The 19,755-nt window shown below is 58.4% G+C and carries 19 protein-coding genes; 11 read left to right on the top strand and 8 right to left on the bottom strand.

What is annotated here, in order from left to right:
* The first annotated feature begins 70 nt into the window (after positions 1–70).
* The 4 genes from VOI35_RS00465 (at position 71) to VOI35_RS00450 (ending at position 6,070) form a co-directional block, all read left to right on the top strand.
* Positions 71–3,346, top strand: coding sequence for a pilus assembly protein (locus VOI35_RS00465; protein ID WP_407275945.1), 3,276 nt, complete (start codon positions 71–73; stop codon positions 3,344–3,346).
* 9 nt (positions 3,347–3,355) lie between these two features.
* Positions 3,356–3,829, top strand: a complete 474-nt coding sequence (locus tag VOI35_RS00460) for a type IV pilin protein (RefSeq protein WP_407275944.1) — start codon at positions 3,356–3,358, stop codon at positions 3,827–3,829.
* Positions 3,830–3,948: 119 nt separating this feature from the next.
* On the top strand, positions 3,949–4,506 hold the full coding sequence (locus VOI35_RS00455) for a GspH/FimT family pseudopilin (RefSeq protein WP_407275943.1): 558 nt from the start codon (positions 3,949–3,951) through the stop codon (positions 4,504–4,506).
* A gap of 379 nt (positions 4,507–4,885) precedes the next feature.
* On the top strand, positions 4,886–6,070 hold the full coding sequence (locus tag VOI35_RS00450) for a porin (RefSeq protein WP_407275942.1): 1,185 nt from the start codon (positions 4,886–4,888) through the stop codon (positions 6,068–6,070).
* 602 nt (positions 6,071–6,672) lie between these two features.
* On the opposite strand, the gene VOI35_RS00445 is transcribed toward VOI35_RS00450, so the two are convergent.
* The 4 genes from VOI35_RS00445 to VOI35_RS00430 form a co-directional block, all read right to left on the bottom strand.
* A complete protein-coding gene (locus tag VOI35_RS00445; protein ID WP_407275941.1) occupies positions 6,673–8,643 on the bottom strand; it encodes a SpoIIE family protein phosphatase in 1,971 nt (656 codons plus the stop codon).
* A 218-nt stretch (positions 8,644–8,861) separates the two neighbouring features.
* Positions 8,862–9,209 carry a slr1659 superfamily regulator gene (locus VOI35_RS00440; protein WP_407275940.1) on the bottom strand — a complete coding sequence of 116 codons (348 nt, stop codon included), beginning with the start codon at positions 9,207–9,209 and terminating at the stop codon, positions 8,862–8,864.
* A 50-nt stretch (positions 9,210–9,259) separates the two neighbouring features.
* Positions 9,260–9,841, bottom strand: coding sequence for a DUF6272 family protein (locus tag VOI35_RS00435; RefSeq protein ID WP_407275939.1), 582 nt, complete (start codon positions 9,839–9,841; stop codon positions 9,260–9,262).
* Positions 9,834–10,664 carry a diguanylate cyclase gene (locus VOI35_RS00430; RefSeq protein WP_407276831.1) on the bottom strand — a complete coding sequence of 277 codons (831 nt, stop codon included), beginning with the start codon at positions 10,662–10,664 and terminating at the stop codon, positions 9,834–9,836. The genes VOI35_RS00435 and VOI35_RS00430 overlap by 8 nt, the downstream gene beginning before the upstream one ends.
* Positions 10,665–10,803: 139 nt before the next feature.
* On the opposite strand from VOI35_RS00430, the gene radC reads away from it, so the two are divergent.
* From radC to VOI35_RS00405, 5 genes are all read left to right on the top strand, one after another.
* Complete coding sequence (gene radC / locus VOI35_RS00425; protein WP_407275938.1) at positions 10,804–11,475, top strand: DNA repair protein RadC; 672 nt, start codon at positions 10,804–10,806, stop codon at positions 11,473–11,475.
* 264 nt (positions 11,476–11,739) lie between these two features.
* Positions 11,740–12,048 carry a hypothetical protein gene (locus tag VOI35_RS00420; RefSeq protein WP_407275937.1) on the top strand — a complete coding sequence of 103 codons (309 nt, stop codon included), beginning with the start codon at positions 11,740–11,742 and terminating at the stop codon, positions 12,046–12,048.
* Between the two features lie 173 nt (positions 12,049–12,221).
* Positions 12,222–13,232, top strand: a complete 1,011-nt coding sequence (locus VOI35_RS00415) for a sulfurtransferase (RefSeq protein WP_407275936.1) — start codon at positions 12,222–12,224, stop codon at positions 13,230–13,232.
* Positions 13,233–13,302: 70 nt separating this feature from the next.
* On the top strand, positions 13,303–14,127 hold the full coding sequence (locus VOI35_RS00410) for an inositol monophosphatase family protein (RefSeq protein ID WP_407275935.1): 825 nt from the start codon (positions 13,303–13,305) through the stop codon (positions 14,125–14,127).
* Positions 14,128–14,337: 210 nt separating this feature from the next.
* The gene (locus VOI35_RS00405) at positions 14,338–14,883 is read left to right on the top strand and encodes a hypothetical protein (protein WP_407275934.1); all 546 of its coding nucleotides are present in this window, start codon (positions 14,338–14,340) and stop codon (positions 14,881–14,883) included.
* A 61-nt stretch (positions 14,884–14,944) separates the two neighbouring features.
* Here VOI35_RS00405 and VOI35_RS00400 read toward each other — a convergent pair whose 3' ends face one another.
* Complete coding sequence (locus VOI35_RS00400; RefSeq protein WP_407275933.1) at positions 14,945–15,658, bottom strand: LytR/AlgR family response regulator transcription factor; 714 nt, start codon at positions 15,656–15,658, stop codon at positions 14,945–14,947.
* Positions 15,655–16,701 carry a sensor histidine kinase gene (locus tag VOI35_RS00395; RefSeq protein WP_407275932.1) on the bottom strand — a complete coding sequence of 349 codons (1,047 nt, stop codon included), beginning with the start codon at positions 16,699–16,701 and terminating at the stop codon, positions 15,655–15,657. Before VOI35_RS00395 ends, VOI35_RS00400 begins: the two co-directional genes overlap by 4 nt.
* Before the next feature lie 121 nt (positions 16,702–16,822).
* Here VOI35_RS00395 and argH point away from each other — a divergent pair, with 121 nt between their 5' ends.
* On the top strand, positions 16,823–18,250 hold the full coding sequence (gene argH / locus VOI35_RS00390) for an argininosuccinate lyase (RefSeq protein WP_407275931.1): 1,428 nt from the start codon (positions 16,823–16,825) through the stop codon (positions 18,248–18,250).
* A gap of 122 nt (positions 18,251–18,372) precedes the next feature.
* Positions 18,373–18,606: a DUF4282 domain-containing protein gene (locus VOI35_RS00385; RefSeq protein ID WP_407275930.1), complete on the top strand. Its 234-nt coding sequence runs from the start codon at positions 18,373–18,375 to the stop codon at positions 18,604–18,606.
* A gap of 27 nt (positions 18,607–18,633) precedes the next feature.
* Here VOI35_RS00385 and VOI35_RS00380 read toward each other — a convergent pair whose 3' ends face one another.
* Positions 18,634–19,419: a hypothetical protein gene (locus VOI35_RS00380; protein WP_407275929.1), complete on the bottom strand. Its 786-nt coding sequence runs from the start codon at positions 19,417–19,419 to the stop codon at positions 18,634–18,636.
* Positions 19,416–19,736 (bottom strand): hypothetical protein, encoded by a 321-nt coding sequence (locus VOI35_RS00375; protein WP_407275928.1) that lies wholly within the window; start codon positions 19,734–19,736, stop codon positions 19,416–19,418. The genes VOI35_RS00380 and VOI35_RS00375 overlap by 4 nt, the downstream gene beginning before the upstream one ends.
* Positions 19,737–19,755 lie beyond the last annotated feature (19 nt).

Below are 19,755 nucleotides of genomic sequence, written 5' to 3'. Positions count from 1 at the left end.
CGCCTGAATTTTCGAACTCGAGCTGCGCACCTTTAACCAAATTTAGCTGATTAATTCGCAAGGAGCTAATATGCCAACCAACCGCCCAACCTTAAAACATTTGTCTTTAATCCTCCTGCTCGCGTATGCATCGCAGGGAAATGCCACGATTATTACGGATAACTTTACGGGGGGGCAAGCACAAAATCCTTGGGTGCCGCTGGGTTATGCTTGTTTAACCGCAGGTGACGGTGGTGGCACTATTCCAGCCTGCAACTTGCCACAAAAAGATGCAGTAGGTTCAGGTGCGCTGAGGCTAACCCCAGCGAAAAATGACCAGACTGGAGCTATTCTCTCGAACTTTACATTTCCATCTACTCAAGGACTACAAGTCACCTTTACTAGCTATACCTACGGAGGAACTGGTGCCGATGGAATCAGTTTCTTCTTAACAGATGGAACTAAAGATGCGCCAACAAAAACGGGAACGCCAGGAGGAAGCCTAGGATACAGTTGCTCTAATTATAAAGGCTCTTCGGAGGGAGGCCCAGATGGTATTGCCAATGGCTATTTGGGTCTAGGAATTGATGAATATGGCAATTTTCTTAATGGAGCAACCTTTGATAACAAAGGGAATCTAGTCCAGCGTAATGACAACACCAGTAGTGGCATTGGCTTCAAAAAGAATACCATCGGACTTCGAGGGAGTGGAAATGTAACCTGGGATAATCTGAATTCAAGTTATCCAAATTACTATCCTGGCACACTATTAAGTGCTCAGCAAGAGCAGGCAATACAAAATACCTGCAAAACTGGTTTCTTGTGGGATTACTCTAGCCCAAGCTCACCAAAACAAACGCAAACCAAGATAAAGGACTATAATTTTATACCGGGCAGCAATGTAACTTTAACAACCCCAATTTCTAGTACCGCCTCAAGCCGCGCAGGTGCTAAACCAATAACTTACAAACTCATACTAACACCTTCCGGCCTATTAACATTTCTGTATAGCTATAACAACGGAAATTATCAATCCGTGCTGGTCAATAAATCCATAACTAGCGCAAATGGCGCAGTACCTTCAAGCTTTCGATTTGGTTTCGCGGGCTCAACAGGTGGGTCAACAAATATTCATGAAATCACCTGTTTCCAGGCTTCCCCGACTCAATCCTCCAGCAGCGTAGGTGCCAACACCATTCAATCGGGAGAAGTTAAAACAGGAACCCAAATATATCTCGCTTATTATAACGCCAATAACTGGTGGGGTTCCGTTGTTTCTGAGCCGCTGGTTTTCAGCAATAACAATTTGACTGCCTCAACAGTAGCCAATTGGGATGCTAGTTGCGTTTTGACCGGCGGCGCATGCCCAAGTATGGGGACCGACGCCAATGGAAATGCGCTGAACACGCTGTCCGCACAAACACCCTCAAATCGCACGATACTTACCTGGAATGGCTCCAAGGGTGTGCCTCTCCAATGGAGCGACCTTACCAGCGCTCAGCAAAGCACACTTAACGGCAGTGATAGTGCGGGGAAAAATCGACTTAACTGGCTTCGCGGTGATCGCAGCCAAGAACAAACTGCGACGCCAGCTGGGAACCTGCGTGCCCGAACTGGAGTGCTGGGCGACATTATTGACTCCAGCCCAACAGTGGTTGGCGCGCCATCAGCAACCGCATTGCCCAGTACCTGGGGCGACTTACTATACCCAGCCCAAACACCGCCTGAAAATAGCGCAAACTCGACCAATACTTATGATCAGTTTGTTAGCTCAAATGCAACGAGAACCAATATCGTTTATGTCGGCGGCAATGATGGATTGCTTCATGGTTTTCGTTCAGGAAGCAACAACACAGATGGCTCTTATAACAGCGCAAATAATGACGGAAAGGAACTGCTAGCATTTATGCCGGCATCGGTATTATCAAATTCCAATGTTGTTGACTTAACTAGCCCGACATACGGACATGACTATTTTGTCGACGCCACCCCGGTCGCGGGTGATGTGTTCTACGGGGGGCAATGGCATACTTGGTTAGTCGGCGGGGTCGGTATGGGTGGCAAAGAAATCTTTGCGCTCGATGTGACAGACCCCTCTCAATTTTCTGAGGCGAATGCCGCCAATCTAGTCAAGGGAGACTGGACATCCGCTAGCCTTGGAAAGCTAGGAAACACCGTTGGAACACCAATCATTACTCGATTACATAACGGACAGTGGGCCATCATTTTCGGCAATGGCTTGAATAGCGGGACCAGCGCTGGCGTTTATATTGGGCTAATCGATAGTACGACAGGCGCTGTGACTTTCAAGTTCTTAGACACAGGCGTTGGTTCATCAACCAATGCGAACGGTATCGCCTATGTTACTTCGGCCGATCTGGACAATGATCATGTAACGGATTATTTATACGCCGGCGACCAAAAGGGAAATATCTGGCGCTTTAATCTGACTAGTAGCAACAGTTCCGATTGGCATGTCTCTAATTTTGGCAACAGTAATCCCACTCCCCTCTATGTTGCAAAAGACAGTAGCGGGAATCTTCAACCTATCACCACCGCCGTTGCAGTCGCTTCTTCTAAAATCGACAATAACACCCGTGTGATGATTTTATTTGGTACTGGCCAAAAAACACCTGCGACGAGCACTTCTGCCGATAAATATGCCACAGGCACCCAGACTTTTTATGGTATATGGGACTGGGATATGACCAACTGGAACAATGGGATTAATAAAACGGCCAGTAATGTTAAAATACCGGCTGCATCTGTACAGTATGCAGCATTAAGCAGAACGCAAACTTTCACTCGTACTAATCTTCTTGCGCAAAGCCTAGTATCGACTACAACGGCAAGCACGAATGGCGCGGTGTTGGGCTATCGCTCACTGAGTACCGCAAGTAAAGTATGTTGGAAAGGAAGTAAAACTTGTGGCAATAATGCCAGCAACAACACACAGTTTGGCTGGTATTTTGATCTTCCGACCACAGGCGAACAGATTATCTATAATCCAGTAATCATTGGTAATGCGGTGGTTGTGAACACCGCGATCCCTCCGAATATTTCATCGGATACATGCAACCCTGGCCAACAAACTGGTTGGACAATGGCATTCGATATTGCTTCTGGAGGCGGGCTGGCTCAAGGGTTCTTCCCGGATGCCAATGGCAGTTTCAACGCCGCTTCCGACGGCTCGACCGTATCCGGTATTCAGCTCAATGGCGTTGGCAGCCCTTACTCTGTAACAGTTAATGGCAGTCCGTATTTGGTTACGCAAACAAGTAGTGGAACCGCTGCAATTACTAAAATCAACCCACAAGGCTCCGCCTCGCCAGGGCGCGTCTCTTGGCGCGAACTCGTCAACCAATAAGGAAAAAAAATGAACGCGCTATCAAAACTCAAAAGATCGGCCAACCGTCAATTTCCTGCGGCCATTATTTATGGCTTCACCCTCATCGAGCTGATGATCGTGGTGGCGATCATCGCCATCATCGCGGCGATTGCCTATCCGTCGTACATCAACTCGGTCACCAAAACCAACCGCGCGGCGGCGGAAGGCTGCCTCTCCGAGTATGCCAACTATATGGAGCGGTTCTACACCGCCAATCTGCGCTATGACAAAACCGCAGCCGCAACCCCCGTAGCCAATACGCTCCCTGCACTCGACTGCGCCTCAGCAGCGAACACCGGCGCGAATTACACCTACTCGTTCGTCACCAATTCGCTCACGCAATCGGCCTATACCTTACAAGCAGTGCCAACCGGCACACAGGCCAGCCGCGATACCCAGTGCGGCACACTCACGCTGAACCAGCAAGGTACGCGCGGCCCCAGTACGGCGGGCTGTTGGTAACACGCGCAGCGCCGTGAGGGGGTCACGGCGATTACACGGTGCCCGCCTGATCGCGGGCACTGTCGTTATTATTCGGATTGGTCAAGGATTGATCAGGCAACCAGTCAGAGGATGCACGGATGCGCCCACGCACCAGCGGCTTTACCGCGATTGAACTGATGATCACCCTCACCGTGCTGACGCTCCTCGCGGCCATCGCCATTCCTCAATGGCAACAGACGGTGCTTAAATCCCGGCTGCTCACCGCCACCCACGCGATTTATCACGCCTTCAGTCAGGCGCGGCAGGTCGCGGCGCTGCGTAACACGCCGGTCACACTCTGCACCGGGGATGCGCAACAAGGCTGCCAGACGGGGCAGAATGTCGCATGGCAAATGGGGTTCATCGCCTTCACCGATCCCGATCGCGACGGGGTGCTCGATACCGATGAGCAGATCGTGTTCACCCATACGCCCGCGACGGGATTAACCATTCTCGGCAACAGCCCAATGAACAAGCCCATCATCTTCCAACCGCTGGGCTTCGCCGAACAACCCGGCGGCGCATTCAGCGCGGGACGGGTGCGCATCTGTGCGCCAAAGAATTTCGACGGCCACGCACAGGATGTCGTACTACTCAAATCAGGCATGGTGAGGATGGAATCGGCGAGCTTTGGTGGCACCTGCCCGGCACCGTAACCCCGCCTGCAAGCGGGTGGAGCGCTATGACCGGGTCCCTCCCCGTCGAGCGGGCCAAACGATCCCCGCGAGGACGAGCCGGGGGGAGCGAGGTGACTCGCCCCCCCTCGCAGAGGAAAGTTTGAGCGAGTAGCACCCAGCAGCCGCGCGCGAGGGAAAGGCTTGGGGTGATGGCTTACACTGCATCACAATTGCCCCAGGATGGCGCAAAGCCGCCGCGCCAGACCCCGCCCTGTTGTGGTGGTGCAACAGGGCGGGGCAATAATGTTGTAAAAACGCTTGGCGTAGCTTGTGTCTTGACCGGATGCGGTTAGTATTGCCCGAGTACCCAGATGGCTGGGGAATCTTGTAATCTCAAACCTCAATGGAGATCGATCAGATGAAAAAGAATATCATCGCCATCGCTGTTGCAGCCGCTATGGTTGCTCCGGCTGCTGCCATGGCCGACACCACCCTGTACGGCAAATTCCATGTATCTTACGATGTACTGGGCGGCGATAACGCCTCTGGCACTCAAAGCGGTTTCTCTTCCAACTCTTCCCGTATCGGCATCAAGGGTTCAGAGAAAATCAATGACAGCCTGAGCATCATTTACCAATACGAAACCAGTATCGACGCGGGTCAAAACAGCTCTTTCAGCGGCGCAATCGGCGGTCAGCGTAATACTTTCGTTGGCGCCACCGGCTTCTGGGGTACCGTCATCACCGGTCGTCATGACACCCCGTTCAAGATGATGGGTCGTGACTATGACCTGTTCGGTGATACCATCGGCGATTCTCGTAACATTATCAGCGGACCAAGTGTTGCTGCCACCGGTACTCAGACCACTTACGCGGTTAATTCCAAAACCGGCGCCATTGTTGGGACAACCACCCCAGTTTATGGCAACAATGACACCAACTGGGACCTGCGTCCGAGCCAAGTCATTGCCTATGTCACGCCAGATCTGATGGGCTTCAAAGCGATCGTTGCCTATGTGAATAGCTGGTCTTCCAGCGCTGGCGTTACTGGCCCTGCAGCGCCTTACAACACCAACAACAACGCTTGGAGCTTGAGCGCGCACTACGGTATCGCTGGCTTCGGTCTGGATGCTGCCTACGAGCAACACAAAATGCAATCGGCATCAACTGCAGGCAACGATTCGCAAAGTGCCTACCGTATCGGTGCAAACTACAGCATCGCCGGCTTCAAGATTCTGGGCCTGTACCAAGACATCAAGAATGTTGCGTTCTCCAACAACGATGTTAAAGCCTACGGTGTGGGCGCGGCGTACACCTTCCTGGGTGCCAACACCATCAAAGCTCAGTACTACAAAGCGGATGACATCAGCAACACCAGCAACACCGGTGGTGATCTGTGGGCTGTTGGGTACGACTACAAGCTGAGCAAGCAAACCAATGTGTATGCGATGTACGCGCAAACCAGCAACAGCAGCAATGCCATGTACACCATCATGAATGGTGGTCATGACTACAAGTATCCGACCGGCACGGTTGGCACCACAGGCAGCTTCGCTGGCGGCAAATCTTCTGCCGTTTCTCTGGGTATCGAACACAAGTTCTAATCAAACGGGCACGCCGTTGGGCGTGACCCCGCGGGTTTGAATTTGTCAGATAGAACAAAAGGCGCCTTCGGGCGCCTTTTTTGTCTTTTCAACGCAAAAAACCCGTGTTGGCGATCACCCAGTCACAAAGCCACCCGCTTCGTTGCAGGATACGCCGGAAAGGCGCTTGATGGATTCGTGGCGACTTGCGCTGTCTCTCGTATTACGGGATCCCGACACAGACCAGAAAACACGCATTAAAAGACCGTTTATACGGATGGAAAACCCATCCACGGCATTTCCCGCCGCATCCCGCCCCATCCGGTACCCGCCCACGACTGGGCTTCGCTACACAACGAATGACTTGATTGTCGCATTGGGACATCCCCGCCCCGGCACGCCCCCAACGGGAAGCTCGATCACCGGCAGCCGGGACGAATGTTTGCAGCAACCGGGCTCAATCAACCGATGCACTGCGCGCACGGTGAAAGCCCCGTTGCGATGAGATAGGCGCCGTCGGAAGCACCACGGATCAACGCCGGCCGGGCTCGGGCTTAGCTGTGGCGAACACCCTGCGCAATGAATCCACGCGCCTCTTCTTCCGGGGCTCTCTCAGGCGATGGCTAGCGCTGTTTCAATACGATCAAGGTCAGATCGTCATATAACGCCTGGGCGCCGATGTGCGCTCGCACGGCCTCGATCACAGCGGTTTTAATCGCCTCGGCGGGTTGCTGGTGATGCGCCAGCAGGGTTTGTTTGAGGCGATTACTGCCGAACAGTTCATGCGCCGCATTGGCGGCCTCGGTGATGCCATCGGTGTAGAGCACTACGGCATCCCCGGTATTCAGGGTCACCACGGCGGCGGCAATAAACTGGGCGATGTCGTCGATCATGCCAATCGGCATACCAAGCTCCAGTGTGTCGATGTCCTGAAATTGGCCATCGGCGCGAATGATGAGCACGCTTTCATGCTGCCCAATGATGCGCAGCTGCCCCTGCCCGGTATGTTGTGGATCGGGCTGATAGTGCAGTAGGGAGAGCGTCAGGTTTTTCTCCGATCGCATGCGCTGCATGTTGTTGAACAGCGTGCGGTTGAGGGTGTTCATCAACCGCACCGGGTCGGTTTCGTTCAGGGTGATCAGCGTGCGCACGGCACTCTGGGTCATCAGCATGACGAGGCCGCTCTCCAGGCCGTGCCCAGTCACATCGCCGATACCGATGCAGACTTGGCCATCGTGTTGCAGGATGTCGTAGTAATCGCCACCCACCTCTTCCGCCGGCTCCATGTAGGCGGCGATATCCAGCGTGGGGACGCTACTGATTTCGTGACTGCCGGGCACGATCATGTGCTGGATTTTCCGGGCGACATCCAACTCCGTGCGCATACGCTGGTTATCTGCCCTGAGCGACTGGTTGAGCTGCTGAATGCGCTCGTTGGCACTATGCAGCTCAGCGGTGCGATGACTCACCTGTTCCTCCAGGTGATGAACCAACACCGAAAGCTGCTCACTCATGCTTTGCATACCCCGCGCGAGCTGGCCGATTTCATCGGAGCTTTTGGCATAAGGCGCAAGATCAGGCGTGAAATCACCCCGGGCGATGGCCGCCGAGGCACTGGTCAGCGGTTTGAGTGGCCGGAGCACCCGGGTAACGACCACACTCACCAACAGCGAGAGAGAGGCCAGAACCAGCACGATCATGCCGACGGCCTGCATCAGTCGCGTGTTGCGCAAGGTGACGAAATCACTGCGATCCTTGAGAATCTGCACCCAGCCTATCTGCTCGCCATTGAAGCTGTTGAGCGGCATCCAGCGCACCCGGAATTCACGCCCCTCCCGATGCTCGATGGTATCGAACGCTTGGCCATTTAGCGGATGGGCGAGCGCCTGCGCCCCGTCGATAAACGGATGCGTCAAAGTGCTACTTTGCACGATCAAGCCCGCTTCAGCGGGCTGATTGCCTTGGGTAAAAGTCGCGATCTGCGCCATCTTCGAGGACAGCAATACCTGCCAATCGGCACCATAGCGTTGCTTGAGTTGCGTCAGAAACGCATTGCCGATGTCGATGCCGAATTCCACCGTGCCAACATGCACGCCCTGGGCCCGAATCGGCGCAATCCCCCGAATACCAAACCCAGCGCGCCCGACCTCGATACCGCTCAAGGATTTGTCTTCGCGGTTCGCCGCCACCACGATTGGGCGAAAGGCGGAAAGATCATCACCGAACTTGGCTGGATCATGCACGCGCAGGAAAGAAATCGCCGGCGGGATGTGGAACTGGTACTGCGCAATTTCAAATTTTTTACGCAGCGCCTGATAACCCGGCATGACCAAGGCTTCCAGCGCCGCTCGGTTGCGATTCGCCATGGCTTGTTGCACGCCGGGATTGTTGGCCACCTCCACGGCCAACCCCAGAGCAAACCCATTGAGCGTGGTCAGTTCATTATCAAAGGCGAGCCCGAGCAAACTGAGCTCCCGCCGTTCATCCTGATTGGCGCGCTCATCCGTATCGTAGGTAACGAACGCCACCATGACCGAAAGCACCACCAATGCCATCAGTAGAATGGGCAGCAGAATTTTTCGCGCGATACTCATGAGCAATCCTTGAGTTAATCCTCGGGGCAATTCCTAGAAAACGATGCGGGTCGTTGATGAACGGAGCCCGTCGCAGGCCTGAACGCGAATCGGGCGTCAGCTCACCACGACAGGGCTTAATGAATCAACCCAAGGATGGATTGATTTAAAGTTTCGCTGGCAAAACCAGCCGTTCACCACCCAACCCCGTCACGGTTCGCGGGGCAAAGCCCCTGCGATCACTGCCAGGCAAGCACCAGGCTGGGCATTAATCGTTGTAAATTACGCAACGACTTGGTTTGCCAGGGAATCGTCTCCGAACCGATGATCGTCAGCCCATCCACTTGGCGGGTGCGTGCCTCGATGACGAATTTGGAGAGCACCGCAATGCCGGAACTGTTCAAAAAACCCAAACAGGTCAAATCGAGTGTCGGTACCGAGGGCAGCTCAAGCAAACGGCCGAGCAGTTCGCTGACCGGCGCGTATTCGTCCAGCCCGTTCAAACGCAGGGTGCCCGTCATGCTGAGCCGCGCCTGGAGTTCATCCAGTGACACTGCATAATTTTCGCCTTCTATCGTATTCAACACAGACTCCTTCAAAAATATCCTGTCAGTCCCTCGGCACCACGGCCGTTGGCTTACACGGTGAGTGCGACCTGGGTATACGCTTCGACCCCACCCGACGCTTGCGGTACCAATTGCCAGGCCAACGCAGCGCCGTAATCATTCACCATCGTCAATAAGCCGAGCCCGGACGACGAGCCCGTCATGGCATTCGACTCCAGTTGCTCCATATACAAGGTATCCGCGTCGGATACGGCCAATTTATGGATAAAGGCTTGAAACGCTTCCGCCTGAGCCGCCGTGATTCGGTTATTCAAGGTCAAGGTGACCCGATCGGGCGTCATCACCAGTTCAATGCTAATCGACGCACCGGATGCGGCGTCATGATACTTCATCGCGTTTTCCAATAATTCATTGGCGATGTAGCTCACGGCGCCCTGAATTTCCGACTGCCGTCGTCCCGTGGCGGGATCATGGTCGTCGCGCGGGAAGAAGGCCGTGACATAATCGCCCATGAAGTCCGCGGACAGACCATTGTTGCGCCAACGCTGCTGCAGGGGCAATTGACCGGGCGAAAAACTGAGTGACAAACGCTCCCCCCCAGGCGGGAAATCCAAAAATTCGCCGTGCGTGTAGGTCGTCATACCGTCACTCATGATGGGCGCCCTCCACGCGGGTATCGCTCATCACCCGATTGCGCCCCTGGTTTTTGGCGGCATACAAATGGTCATCGGCCTGTTCAACCAGTTGCTGCGCCGATAACCCGTGATGTGCGGCCAAGGTGGCGATACCGATACTCAGCGTCACCACACCAAAGGGCGATGCCGCATGGGGAATGTTTTTGGCCATGATGTTCTGCTGCAAGGCGAGCGCGATTTTTTCCGCCCCCGGCAAATCGGTGTACGGCAAAATCACCGCGAACTCTTCGCCACCGTAGCGCATGGCTTTGTCACAAGGGCGCTGGCAGATGTCTTTGAGCGCTTGGGCGACTTTGACCAACGCCGCATCGCCTTCCCAATGGCCATACCGGTCGTTGTAGCGTTTGAAAAAATCGATGTCACAAAAGATCAAGGAGAGGGGCTTTCCTTCCCGACGGCACAAGGCGATCGTCTGCGCCAGGTACTCGTCAAAATCCCGCCGATTTCCGATCCGCGTCAGCCCATCCTGGCGGGTGAGCTGCTCGATGTCGTCATACCGAGCCATCCAGCGTTGATCGACTTCATCCCCGTGCTCCGCCAGCGATTCAACCAGAATTTCCAGATCGGATTTTTGCTGGTTGACGATATCCAGCACGGCGTGCAGCTGGCGCTCGACTTCTTCGCGTTGGCGGATTTCGTGGCGCAATTGTTCGTTGAGTTCGACGAGCTGCTGCTCGATTGCATCGCCATGCTCGATCGCCGTCGTCAGCTCAATTTCCAGATCCCGCATGGTTTGCAGCATTTGCGAAAACTGGCGGTGCTGATCCGCATCTTCGCGCATCACGGGCGCCTCCTTGCTTCGATAATATTAGGCCGCAGTTATACACCACCCCGTCGCGCTACGCCACGAAACGCTGCCGCCTAATGCCTTGAGGATTGTGCAAAAATCACCCCATTCACCGACCCAGGGACGAGGCACGATGGCAATCACGGACTGGCCGACCGACGAGCGCCCGCGCGAACGGTTACTCAAATTTGGTGCCGAAGCGCTCTCAGATGCAGAGCTCTTAGCCATTTTCCTGCGCACTGGCGTGGCTGGCTGCTCGGCCGTCGATCTGGCGCGGGATTTACTTCAACATTTCGGTGGGATGCGTCGGTTACTCGCGGCACCGCAAGCGGAGTTTTCCGAGGCGCGCGGCCTGGGGCCGGCCAAATTCGCGCAGTTGCAGGCGGTGCTCGAACTCGCACGGCGGCATCTCGCAGAGGAAATGACCGCGCAATCCGTGATTGACTCCCCCGCCGCCACCCGCCGCTTCCTGCAAGCCGAATTACGCGACCGCAGCCAAGAGGTGTTTGCCGTGCTGTTTCTGGATAATCAGCATCGCCTGCGCGCCTTCGAACGGCTGTTTTACGGCACCATCGATCAGGCCAGCGTGCATCCGCGCGAGGTGGTCAAGGCGGCGCTGCGCCATCAGGCCGCCGCCGTGATTCTGGCGCACAATCACCCCTCGGGCGTTGCCGAACCGAGCGCGGCGGATCGGCAAATCACCACGCGACTGTGTGCCGCGCTGGACTTGATCGATGTGCGCGTGCTCGATCATCTGGTGGTCGGCGAGCAGATTGTGTCGTTTGCCGAGCGCGGCTGGTTGTAACCCACACCGAGGCGCCTACCCGCCCCCTGATGGGGGGGAGGAGGCAATTCACGCCGTTTACCCCAGGTTGCACCACACAGGCGGGGCGGGCACGATATGAACGCTTCAAACCTCGTCCTTTTGCGGAGAGCGATTGACTCAAAGACCCCCACTTGTATATTTAATGAGAACGATTATCATTAAATAAAAGTTCCGCCATCACTGCGCGGTGCCACGGCAATCAACCGAGCGATCAACCGCGCCTGATTTTACGGAGGGTTTCCGATGCGACTGGAATGGCAAGGCCAGGCGGCCACCGCATCTGTGGCCGTTTATAACGCAGATGGGCGACAAATCGCCCGCATGACTGCCGAGATGCTGGATCAACAGATTCGCCAAGGGCGGCTTTCGAGCGCCGTCTTGATCGATAAAAGTCCCGGCGCCGAGGCACGACTGGCTCGCCTGCTGGTATTGCTGGCCTGCGCCCAGGCGTGTGCACAGGGTGTCGCCTGCGTGGCGCGCGATTGTCCTCGGCATCCGTCCCACTCATCCATCCTCGTCTTGGATGCACTCCCCGCGCAAGCAGCGGGTTAGCCGGAACCTGATTATCGATCCGCGCATCAAGCAGGTTGCACGATTCAGTACTCACTGAAATTTTCACATTCACGCACTCGATCATCGCCCATAATTTTTCTGCTTGCGACGCCTCGCCTGTCCGCGTATCAACGGAGCCATCAATATCAGGCTCGGGACAGGAGGGCGAGGGTATGCGCTGGATTCAAACGCGGTTCTTTGGTGCGCACCGGCTCCCCCTGCTGTTCGCTGTTCTCTGCGGCTGGAGTGCGCCAAGCCAAGCGGGCATCCTGCCCGGGGCGCTGGTTTCGGCCGCATGGCTGCACGATCATCTGTCGAGCGTGCAAATCGTCGATGTGCGCGAGGATACGGATTCACTGAGCACCCCGCCCGTTTGGACGACGGCGCAAGGTCATAAACCGGTGTTACGGCAAGTCGGCGGCTTCATCGCCGGGGCGCGGTCGCTCGATTTCTGGTCGCTGCGTGGCACGCGCACTTTCGACGGGCATCCCTTGGGGTTTGTCTTTCCTGATGCCGCTCGTTTTACCCGGTTGATGCAACAGGCGGATGTGCATGCCAACCGGCCGATCGTGATCACCCCCACCGGCGATGACGCCGCCTCGCTCCAGGAAGCCGCCTATCTCGCGCTGGAGCTGCGTGTTTACGGGGTGCCGCAGGATCAGGTGGCCATTCTGAACGGTGGCCTGCACGCCTGGATTCAAGCGGGCTATCCGGTCACGGTGGATACCATCATGCCGATGCGGAGCAGCCACTTTACCGCCCGCCCCGTGCATACGGATTGGATCGTCCACACCGCTGCCGTCGAAGCCGCGCAACAGGCGGGCACCCAACTCCTGGACGCTCGCCCCCTCTCCGAATATGTCGGGGTCGAGAAGAGCCCGATTATTCCGCGCCTCGGCCGTCTTGCGGGCGCCCGCGCCCTACCCGCCGAAGCGCTGTATTTTCGGGCATCCGATGGGGCGTGGTACTTCATGAATGCCGCCAACAATGCGCGCGTGCTTGCGGTGCTGCAACTCCAACCGGCGGCAAATGCCATTGTGTATTGCAACACCGGCCAATATGCCGCCGGTGCCTGGTTCATCCTGCATGAGATTCTGGGCATGACCGGGGTGCGGGAATACCCCGGATCGCTGTATGCCTGGCTGGCGCACGGCCTGCCGGTTACCGGGCTCGATCCGGACTAGCCCTGCCCCACTAGGGAATGCGCGTGCTTCTTGTTATGGTGGCGGCCTTCCTGTGCATGGGCAACGCCTGATGATTACCTCCGTCCTTACGCCTGCCGACTGGCAACAGACCCGCGCCGCTATGCGGGACATCGGTCAAACCCATCTCAAGCCGGGCGGCAGTTCGGCCGAGTTGAAAGCAGATGGCAGTTGGGTGACTGCCGTCGATCTCGCCGTCCAGCACGCCATGCGCGCCTGGCTGGCTAGGGCTTTTCCTGACATCGGATTTCTGGGTGAGGAAATGACGCCCGAGGCGCAAGCCGCCGCCTGGCAGGACTGTATCGCCGGTAACCGCGGATTGTGGGTGGTCGATCCCCTAGATGGCACCAGTAATTTTCGCGCGGGGTTCCCGGTGTTTTCGCTCACGCTGGCGCTCTTCGCGCGGGGGCGAGTGATTGCCGGGCTGGTGTACGATCCGCTCCGCGATGAGCTATTTCATGCGCAAGCCGGCCAAGGTGCCTTCTTGAACGACACGCGCCTGACCACCGCCCACCTGCCCGAAATCCCCCTGAGCCGCTGTCTGGCCGCCGTCGATTTCAAACGCCTGCCCAAATCCCTGGCCGCCGGTCTGGCCGCAGAGCCACCCTTTGGTTCGCAGCGCTCGATCGGCTCGGTCGCGCTGGACTGGTGCTGGCTCGCCGCCGGGCGGGTGCAGGTCTATCTGCACGGCAAGCAAAGCCTCTGGGACTATGCGGCCGGGCAATTGATTGCTTTTGAAGCCGGCGCGGTATCCGCCCTCCTAAGCGGCGCGAACGATACGCCCGGCGCGATCCTCGATCTTGCCCCGCGATCAGCCTTGGCCGCCGTTTCTCCGGAATTGCTGGATGCCTGGCGCGACGCGACGCGCTGGAGTTGATGCCGCATGACGGCGAGCCGGGGGCGTGTTCTTTACAGCGCCCGCGCAGGTCACCCATCCCCCGCGCCATCGGGGGAATACACACGCCCCGTAAGCCGGAAGAGTGCCCGCTTCATTCAATTTGCTTGACTATCAACACAGCCCCAGTACGCTGGAACGCGATCGGTTTCAGCCGACACATCAGTCCCTACATCAGCCAGGAGATCGACGATGCACCGCCTCATCCTCCCCGTACTGCTGGGCGCGCTCAGCCTCGCGCCCGCTGCCTATGCCAACGAACTGGGCGCCCCGGGCGCCGCCGCCATGCAGCAGGAAAAAGCGCATGTCGCGGAATTGATCGCCGCCGCACACTATCCGCAGGCGGAATCCGTCGCAGCGGCGAAGGCGCAAACTCCGAATGCCGAGGCGCGATACGCGCTGCAACTCTCCAGCCCCGGTGCCGATCGGCGCGGCATGGTGCTGCATGTCGCCGAGCACATTCTCGGGCAATATCCCAAGGGCAAGGTCGATATTGAAATCGTTGCCTTCGGCCCCGGAATTTCGCTGCTGCTGGCCGACAACAATCCCTTGATGCCCCTGATTGCCAAGCTCGCCAAAGAAGGCGTGCGTTTTTCCGCTTGCGGCAACGCCTTGACGCACACCACTATGGCGCTCGGTCGCGCCCCAACCCTCGTGCCCGCCGCACGGGTGGTTCCGGCCGGCATCGTGCGCGTGCACGATCTGGCGGTGGCCGGGTACTTTCTGGATAAACCGTAACCCAAACGCGCAGCCAATCGGCGCTCCCCACAAGGAACCAAGGCGCAGCCGGGCGTAGGGCTCACTCCGCTGCGAGGGTGCCGGCAAAGGCCGCGCGCACCTCCGGCAGGCAGCGGCGGCTGATCAACAGCGGAGAATCCAACCCGTCAATGCGGGCGCGGTGCTGTCCATCCGCCCCGCGTTCCAGTGCCCGAATCCGTCCACGGTGCACCAGGCTGTGCCGGTGTAGGCGAATGAGGTAGGCGGCAAACCGGGTTTCGAGTTCTTTGAGCGACTGCTCGATCAGCGCCTCGCCACCGACATAAATCACGCGGGTGTATTTATCCTCACTCAACACCGCGATCAGTTCGGCGGCCGCCAGTTGCCGGGTCTGTCGCCCAATATGCAGGGTGAGCCGGGGTTCTTGCTCCTGCTGCGCCCGAGTCGGCTGGCGGGCGCGCTGCAATGCGGCCAGCAAGCGTTCAGCCTCGATGGGTTTGAGCAAATAATCCACCGGGCTGGAAGCAAAGGCATCCAGCGCGTGCTGGGGATGCGCCGTCGTAAAGATGATGGCGGGGGGGACGGGGCGCTCGCGTAAACGGCGGGCAAAGGCGAGGCCGTTTTCGCCGGGCATATCGATATCGAGCAGCACCAGATCTGGATCGGCGGCCAGCAAGGTTTCCGCCGCCCGGGTATTGCCGGCCTCTCCAACGACGACGACCGTCGGGTCAACCGCCAGCAGGCGCCGCAACCGTGCCCGCGCCAGCGGTTCATCATCGACGATCAACGCCTTCATGCCGCGCCCTCCACCGCAATCGGCAACACTAATTTGACGCGGAATTGCTGATCCACCACTCCGGCACGCAAACAGGCTTTGTCGCCGAACATCAGCGCCAACCGATCCCGAATGTTTGCCAACGAAATCCCATTGCCGGGGGAAGCGGGCAAGTCATCGGCTGCCAGCGGATTCTCGATCAGAATACTCACCGAACGCTGACCGAGTTCGCAACGAACCGTCACCGTCGTCGGCTCGGTTCGCCGTTCGACCGCATAACGGATGGCATTTTCCAGTAACGGCTGCAAGGTCAGCACCGGCACGGTCACGCGGGGCAGCGGCTCGGGCGGCGGCGGCCAGTTCAGGATCAACCGGTCCCCGAGCCGCCAGTGTTCGAGCGCCAGATAACGCCGCGCGAGGATGACTTCCTCCGCGAGCGTGGATACATCGCCGGTGTGCAGCGCCGCCCGAAAAACCGACGCCAGATCGAGCACCGCCGCTTCTGCCGCCTTGGGATCGGTCTCGATCAGCGCCGCCACCGTATTGAGGCTATTGAACAGGAAATGCGGCCGGATGCGGGCATGCAGCGCATCAAGTTCGGCCTTGCTTTGCGCGCCCAGTCGGCGCGAACTCGCCCAATGCAGCGAGAAAATCCAGATCCCCATGCCACCGACCACCAGCGCGATGGTGAGGTTATGCAGCACGAATACCGGCAGGGCATCGCTCGTCAACCAGCCCAGATGCGTGAGGGTGATATACGCCAGCACACTGATGAACGCCGTCATCACGAGCAGGATGCCGAGCACCACGCTCGACAGCGCCAACGGCCGCAGGCGCTGCAAGGGGCGTTGCAGGGCGCAGAGGGCGCTGATGGTCAACACGCTGACCCAGGACATAAACCAAGACACCGTGCCGAACCGCAGCCAGCGGTCTTCGGTCATGCCCGGTGCAATCGCAAGCAACAGCGCCACACCAAATGCGAGCAGCAAGGTCGCCAGCACGATTCGCGGCGTGCAAAAAGCCGGCAACAGCGGTGCGGGATCATGCGATTCGACAGTATCCACCGGGATTCCTTCCTGACTTGACGCTTTCCTGAGCCGGGCAACGGGCGCCTCTCCTGGCTGGGTTATACTACAGCCCCTGCGGTTTTGCACCGAAGCTGATCTGACCCCGCCCGGAGCCCCCATGATTCGTGCCGATGACACCCCCGCCCCCCAGCCGAACGACCCGCCGACCCATAAGCTTTGGGGCGGGCGTTTCGATGAACCGACCGATGCCTTCGTCGAGGCATTCACCGCCTCGGTCGGCTTTGATCACCGGCTGTACCGCGAGGATATCGCCGGCTCGATGGCTCATGCCCGCATGCTTGCGCGGGTGGGCGTGTTGACCGACGCGGAATGCGCCCAGATCGTCAAAGGCTTGCAGGACATTCAGCTCGACATCGAACGCGGCGATTTTGCCTGGATCGTCGCATTTGAAGATGTGCATATGAACATCGAGGCACGCCTGATCGACCGCATCGGCGAAGTCGGCAAAAAACTGCACACCGGCCGCTCGCGCAACGATCAGGTCGCCACGGATGTCCGCCTGCATCTACGCGGCGCGATCGATCGCATCGGGCAGGAACTCACCCGCCTGCGCCTCGGGCTGGTCGAACTCGCCGAGCGCGAAGCCGACACCGTCATGCCCGGCTTCACCCATTTGCAGGTCGCCCAGCCGATCAGCTTCGGCCATCACCTGATGGCCTGGTATGAAATGCTGACCCGCGATGCCGAGCGCCTCAAGGAAACCCGCGCGCGGGTGAATGTACTGCCGCTGGGCTCCGCCGCGCTCGCCGGCACCTCCTACCCGCTCGACCGCGCCTTCGTGGCCGAACAACTCGGCTTCGACCGCATCAGCCGCAATTCACTCGATGCCGTCGCCGACCGCGATTTTGCGATCGAATTTCTCGCCGATGCCGCGTTGCTGATGATGCACCTCTCCCGCATGAGCGAAGAGCTGATTCTCTGGACCTCCGCCCAGTTTGGCTTCGTTCGCCTGCCCGACCGCTTCTGCACCGGCAGCTCGATCATGCCGCAGAAGAAAAACCCGGATGTGCCTGAACTCGTGCGCGGCAAAACCGGCCGGGTGTATGGCGACCTGTTCTCCCTGCTCACCCTGATGAAAGGCCAGCCGCTCGCCTACAACAAAGACAACCAGGAAGACAAAGAGCCGCTGTTCGACGCCATCGACACCGTACTCGGCAGCCTGCGCGCCTTTGCCGACATGATTCCCGCCCTCGAACCCGACCGCGCCCGCATGCGCGCAGCCGCCTGTCAGGGCTTTGCGACCGCCACGGATCTCGCGGATTATCTGGTGCGTCAGGGCGTCGCCTTCCGCGATGCCCACGAAATCGTCGGCAAAGCGGTGCGCCATGCGCAGAATGCCGGCTGTGATCTCGCCGATTTACCCCTGGCTACGCTCCAGCAGTTTTCCGGCAAAATCGCTGAGGATGTGTTTGCGGTGCTCACGCCCGAAGGCAGCCTGGCCGCCCGCGATCTGCCCGGCGGCACCGCCCCCAACCAGGTGCGAGCACAGATTGCAGCCGCAAAAGCGGCGCTGACCGCCCCGTAACGCTTGATTTGAAGAGCGTAAAAACCGTCATCGAGCGCTCACCGGCTTGTGGTAGATTCAAACCGTCCCCGGTGCCACCGGGGACAGTGCGTTTTTCATCACAAACCACAGGGAATGCTCAAATGAACTCACTTCTGTTCTTCAACGAGATGATCACACCGAAAATCATTACGGTGATTTATTGGCTTTTGCTCGTCTCCGTCGTCATTGGCGGTTTATTCCAGATGTTCAACGGTGCGGTGCTCTCGGGGCTTGGCACCATGATTTTTGGCGCGATCGGCGTCCGCATCTGGAGCGAGTTGTTGATCGTCTTGTTCAAGATCAACGAAAACATTCAGCGTCTGGCCGATAAATAAACCCCAACCCGAACCGCGCTCGGCGAATCAACGCGGTTCGGCACGCAGATGGCGCAGCGCCATCGCGGCCATCATGCTGCCCAAGGCCAGAAGAAACAGGCTGGATTGCACATAGCCGAGCGATCCGATCGCCAGACCGATCAACGCCAGATGCCATTCGAGCAGGCGGGTGGCGCGCAGCATCGGCAGCCCCAGCGCCAGTAAGGCGCCCATCTCCAACGCAAGCAAACCCAGCACGATCAGCAGCACACTGGCGGTTGCCGGATACCGCACCGCAAGCGCGCCGAGAATCAACGACAGCAGTAACAGACCGAGAACCACCCACTTCTGGCGCGCCGAGGCTTCGGACTGGGGCAGGGCGTTCCCGAGCCGCAGCCACAGCACCAAGCCCGCCGCAAAGGTCCAGATACCAATGAACACGCCCAGCACGGCCACCAGCCGCAAATCCCAGGTGTACACGCTGTCATCATTTTCAAACCAGCCAGTGAGCCCAAGCAGGGCGATGGCCAGCCCAAGCCCCGTCGTCACGCGCGTCAAGGCGGGCAGCACCCCGGCACGCGATGCCCCCGGGGCACGGCGCGCCGCCCACGGTGCCGAGGCACCACCCAGCAGCAGCATGGCCAGCACCAGAATGGCCGGCACCTCTCCGGCAGCCAGCAATTGCCCGCCAAGCAGCAATAACCCGGCCAACAGCACGATCCAGAAACCCAACCGTTGTCGGCTCGGAGCCATCTGACTCAGGGCAGGCAGCGCGAACAGCAGCGCCGCGAGCGCCACCACCCCCAAGGTGTCGATGTGCAGCCCCATGTTCACGAGGACGCCCCCCGATCCGCCGCGGGGTCGGATGGCTCGGCGGGCGGTGCCGGATCTTCCGTCATTTCGCGCCAGAGCATCATCAAGGCACTCACGGCGGCCTGCGTGGCAAACAGCACGGCCAAGGCCGTCATCACCGTGCCCAGCACGGTCTGCGCCGCACTGAGCGCACTGACCGCCGCGATCAGCAAAAATCCGCCCAGGACGGCAGCCAGTACCAGACCCCGCCCACGACGGTGCGCCTGCGCGGGCACCAAGCCCACGAAGCCCAGCGCCCCAGCCAGCAATACGGTATACACGGCGACGAGGGGATCCATGTGCTCAACCTCCCCAGGG

Source organism: Halothiobacillus sp. DCM-1, from assembly GCF_045689735.1.
Classification (GTDB): domain Bacteria; phylum Pseudomonadota; class Gammaproteobacteria; order Halothiobacillales; family Halothiobacillaceae; genus Halothiobacillus.
This window is presented reverse-complemented; position numbering and strand designations above follow the sequence as displayed.

Excerpts from the sequence above, each read along its gene's own strand:
- VOI35_RS00450 (WP_407275942.1), top strand. The coding sequence starts at position 4,886 with ATGAAAAAGAATATCATCGCCATCGCTGTTGCAGCCGCTATGGTTGCT.
- VOI35_RS00460 (WP_407275944.1), top strand. The coding sequence starts at position 3,356 with ATGAACGCGCTATCAAAACTCAAAAGATCGGCCAACCGTCAATTTCCT.
- VOI35_RS00445 (WP_407275941.1), bottom strand. The coding sequence starts at position 8,643 with ATGAGTATCGCGCGAAAAATTCTGCTGCCCATTCTACTGATGGCATTG.
- VOI35_RS00415 (WP_407275936.1), top strand. The coding sequence starts at position 12,222 with ATGCGCTGGATTCAAACGCGGTTCTTTGGTGCGCACCGGCTCCCCCTG.
- radC (WP_407275938.1), top strand. The coding sequence starts at position 10,804 with ATGGCAATCACGGACTGGCCGACCGACGAGCGCCCGCGCGAACGGTTA.
- VOI35_RS00465 (WP_407275945.1), top strand. The coding sequence starts at position 71 with ATGCCAACCAACCGCCCAACCTTAAAACATTTGTCTTTAATCCTCCTG.
- argH (WP_407275931.1), top strand. The coding sequence starts at position 16,823 with ATGATTCGTGCCGATGACACCCCCGCCCCCCAGCCGAACGACCCGCCG.
- VOI35_RS00405 (WP_407275934.1), top strand. The coding sequence starts at position 14,338 with ATGCACCGCCTCATCCTCCCCGTACTGCTGGGCGCGCTCAGCCTCGCG.
- VOI35_RS00435 (WP_407275939.1), bottom strand. The coding sequence starts at position 9,841 with ATGAGTGACGGTATGACGACCTACACGCACGGCGAATTTTTGGATTTC.
- VOI35_RS00420 (WP_407275937.1), top strand. The coding sequence starts at position 11,740 with ATGCGACTGGAATGGCAAGGCCAGGCGGCCACCGCATCTGTGGCCGTT.
- VOI35_RS00410 (WP_407275935.1), top strand. The coding sequence starts at position 13,303 with ATGATTACCTCCGTCCTTACGCCTGCCGACTGGCAACAGACCCGCGCC.
- VOI35_RS00400 (WP_407275933.1), bottom strand. The coding sequence starts at position 15,658 with ATGAAGGCGTTGATCGTCGATGATGAACCGCTGGCGCGGGCACGGTTG.
- VOI35_RS00455 (WP_407275943.1), top strand. The coding sequence starts at position 3,949 with ATGCGCCCACGCACCAGCGGCTTTACCGCGATTGAACTGATGATCACC.
- VOI35_RS00430 (WP_407276831.1), bottom strand. The coding sequence starts at position 10,664 with ATGCGCGAAGATGCGGATCAGCACCGCCAGTTTTCGCAAATGCTGCAA.
- VOI35_RS00385 (WP_407275930.1), top strand. The coding sequence starts at position 18,373 with ATGAACTCACTTCTGTTCTTCAACGAGATGATCACACCGAAAATCATT.
- VOI35_RS00375 (WP_407275928.1), bottom strand. The coding sequence starts at position 19,736 with ATGGATCCCCTCGTCGCCGTGTATACCGTATTGCTGGCTGGGGCGCTG.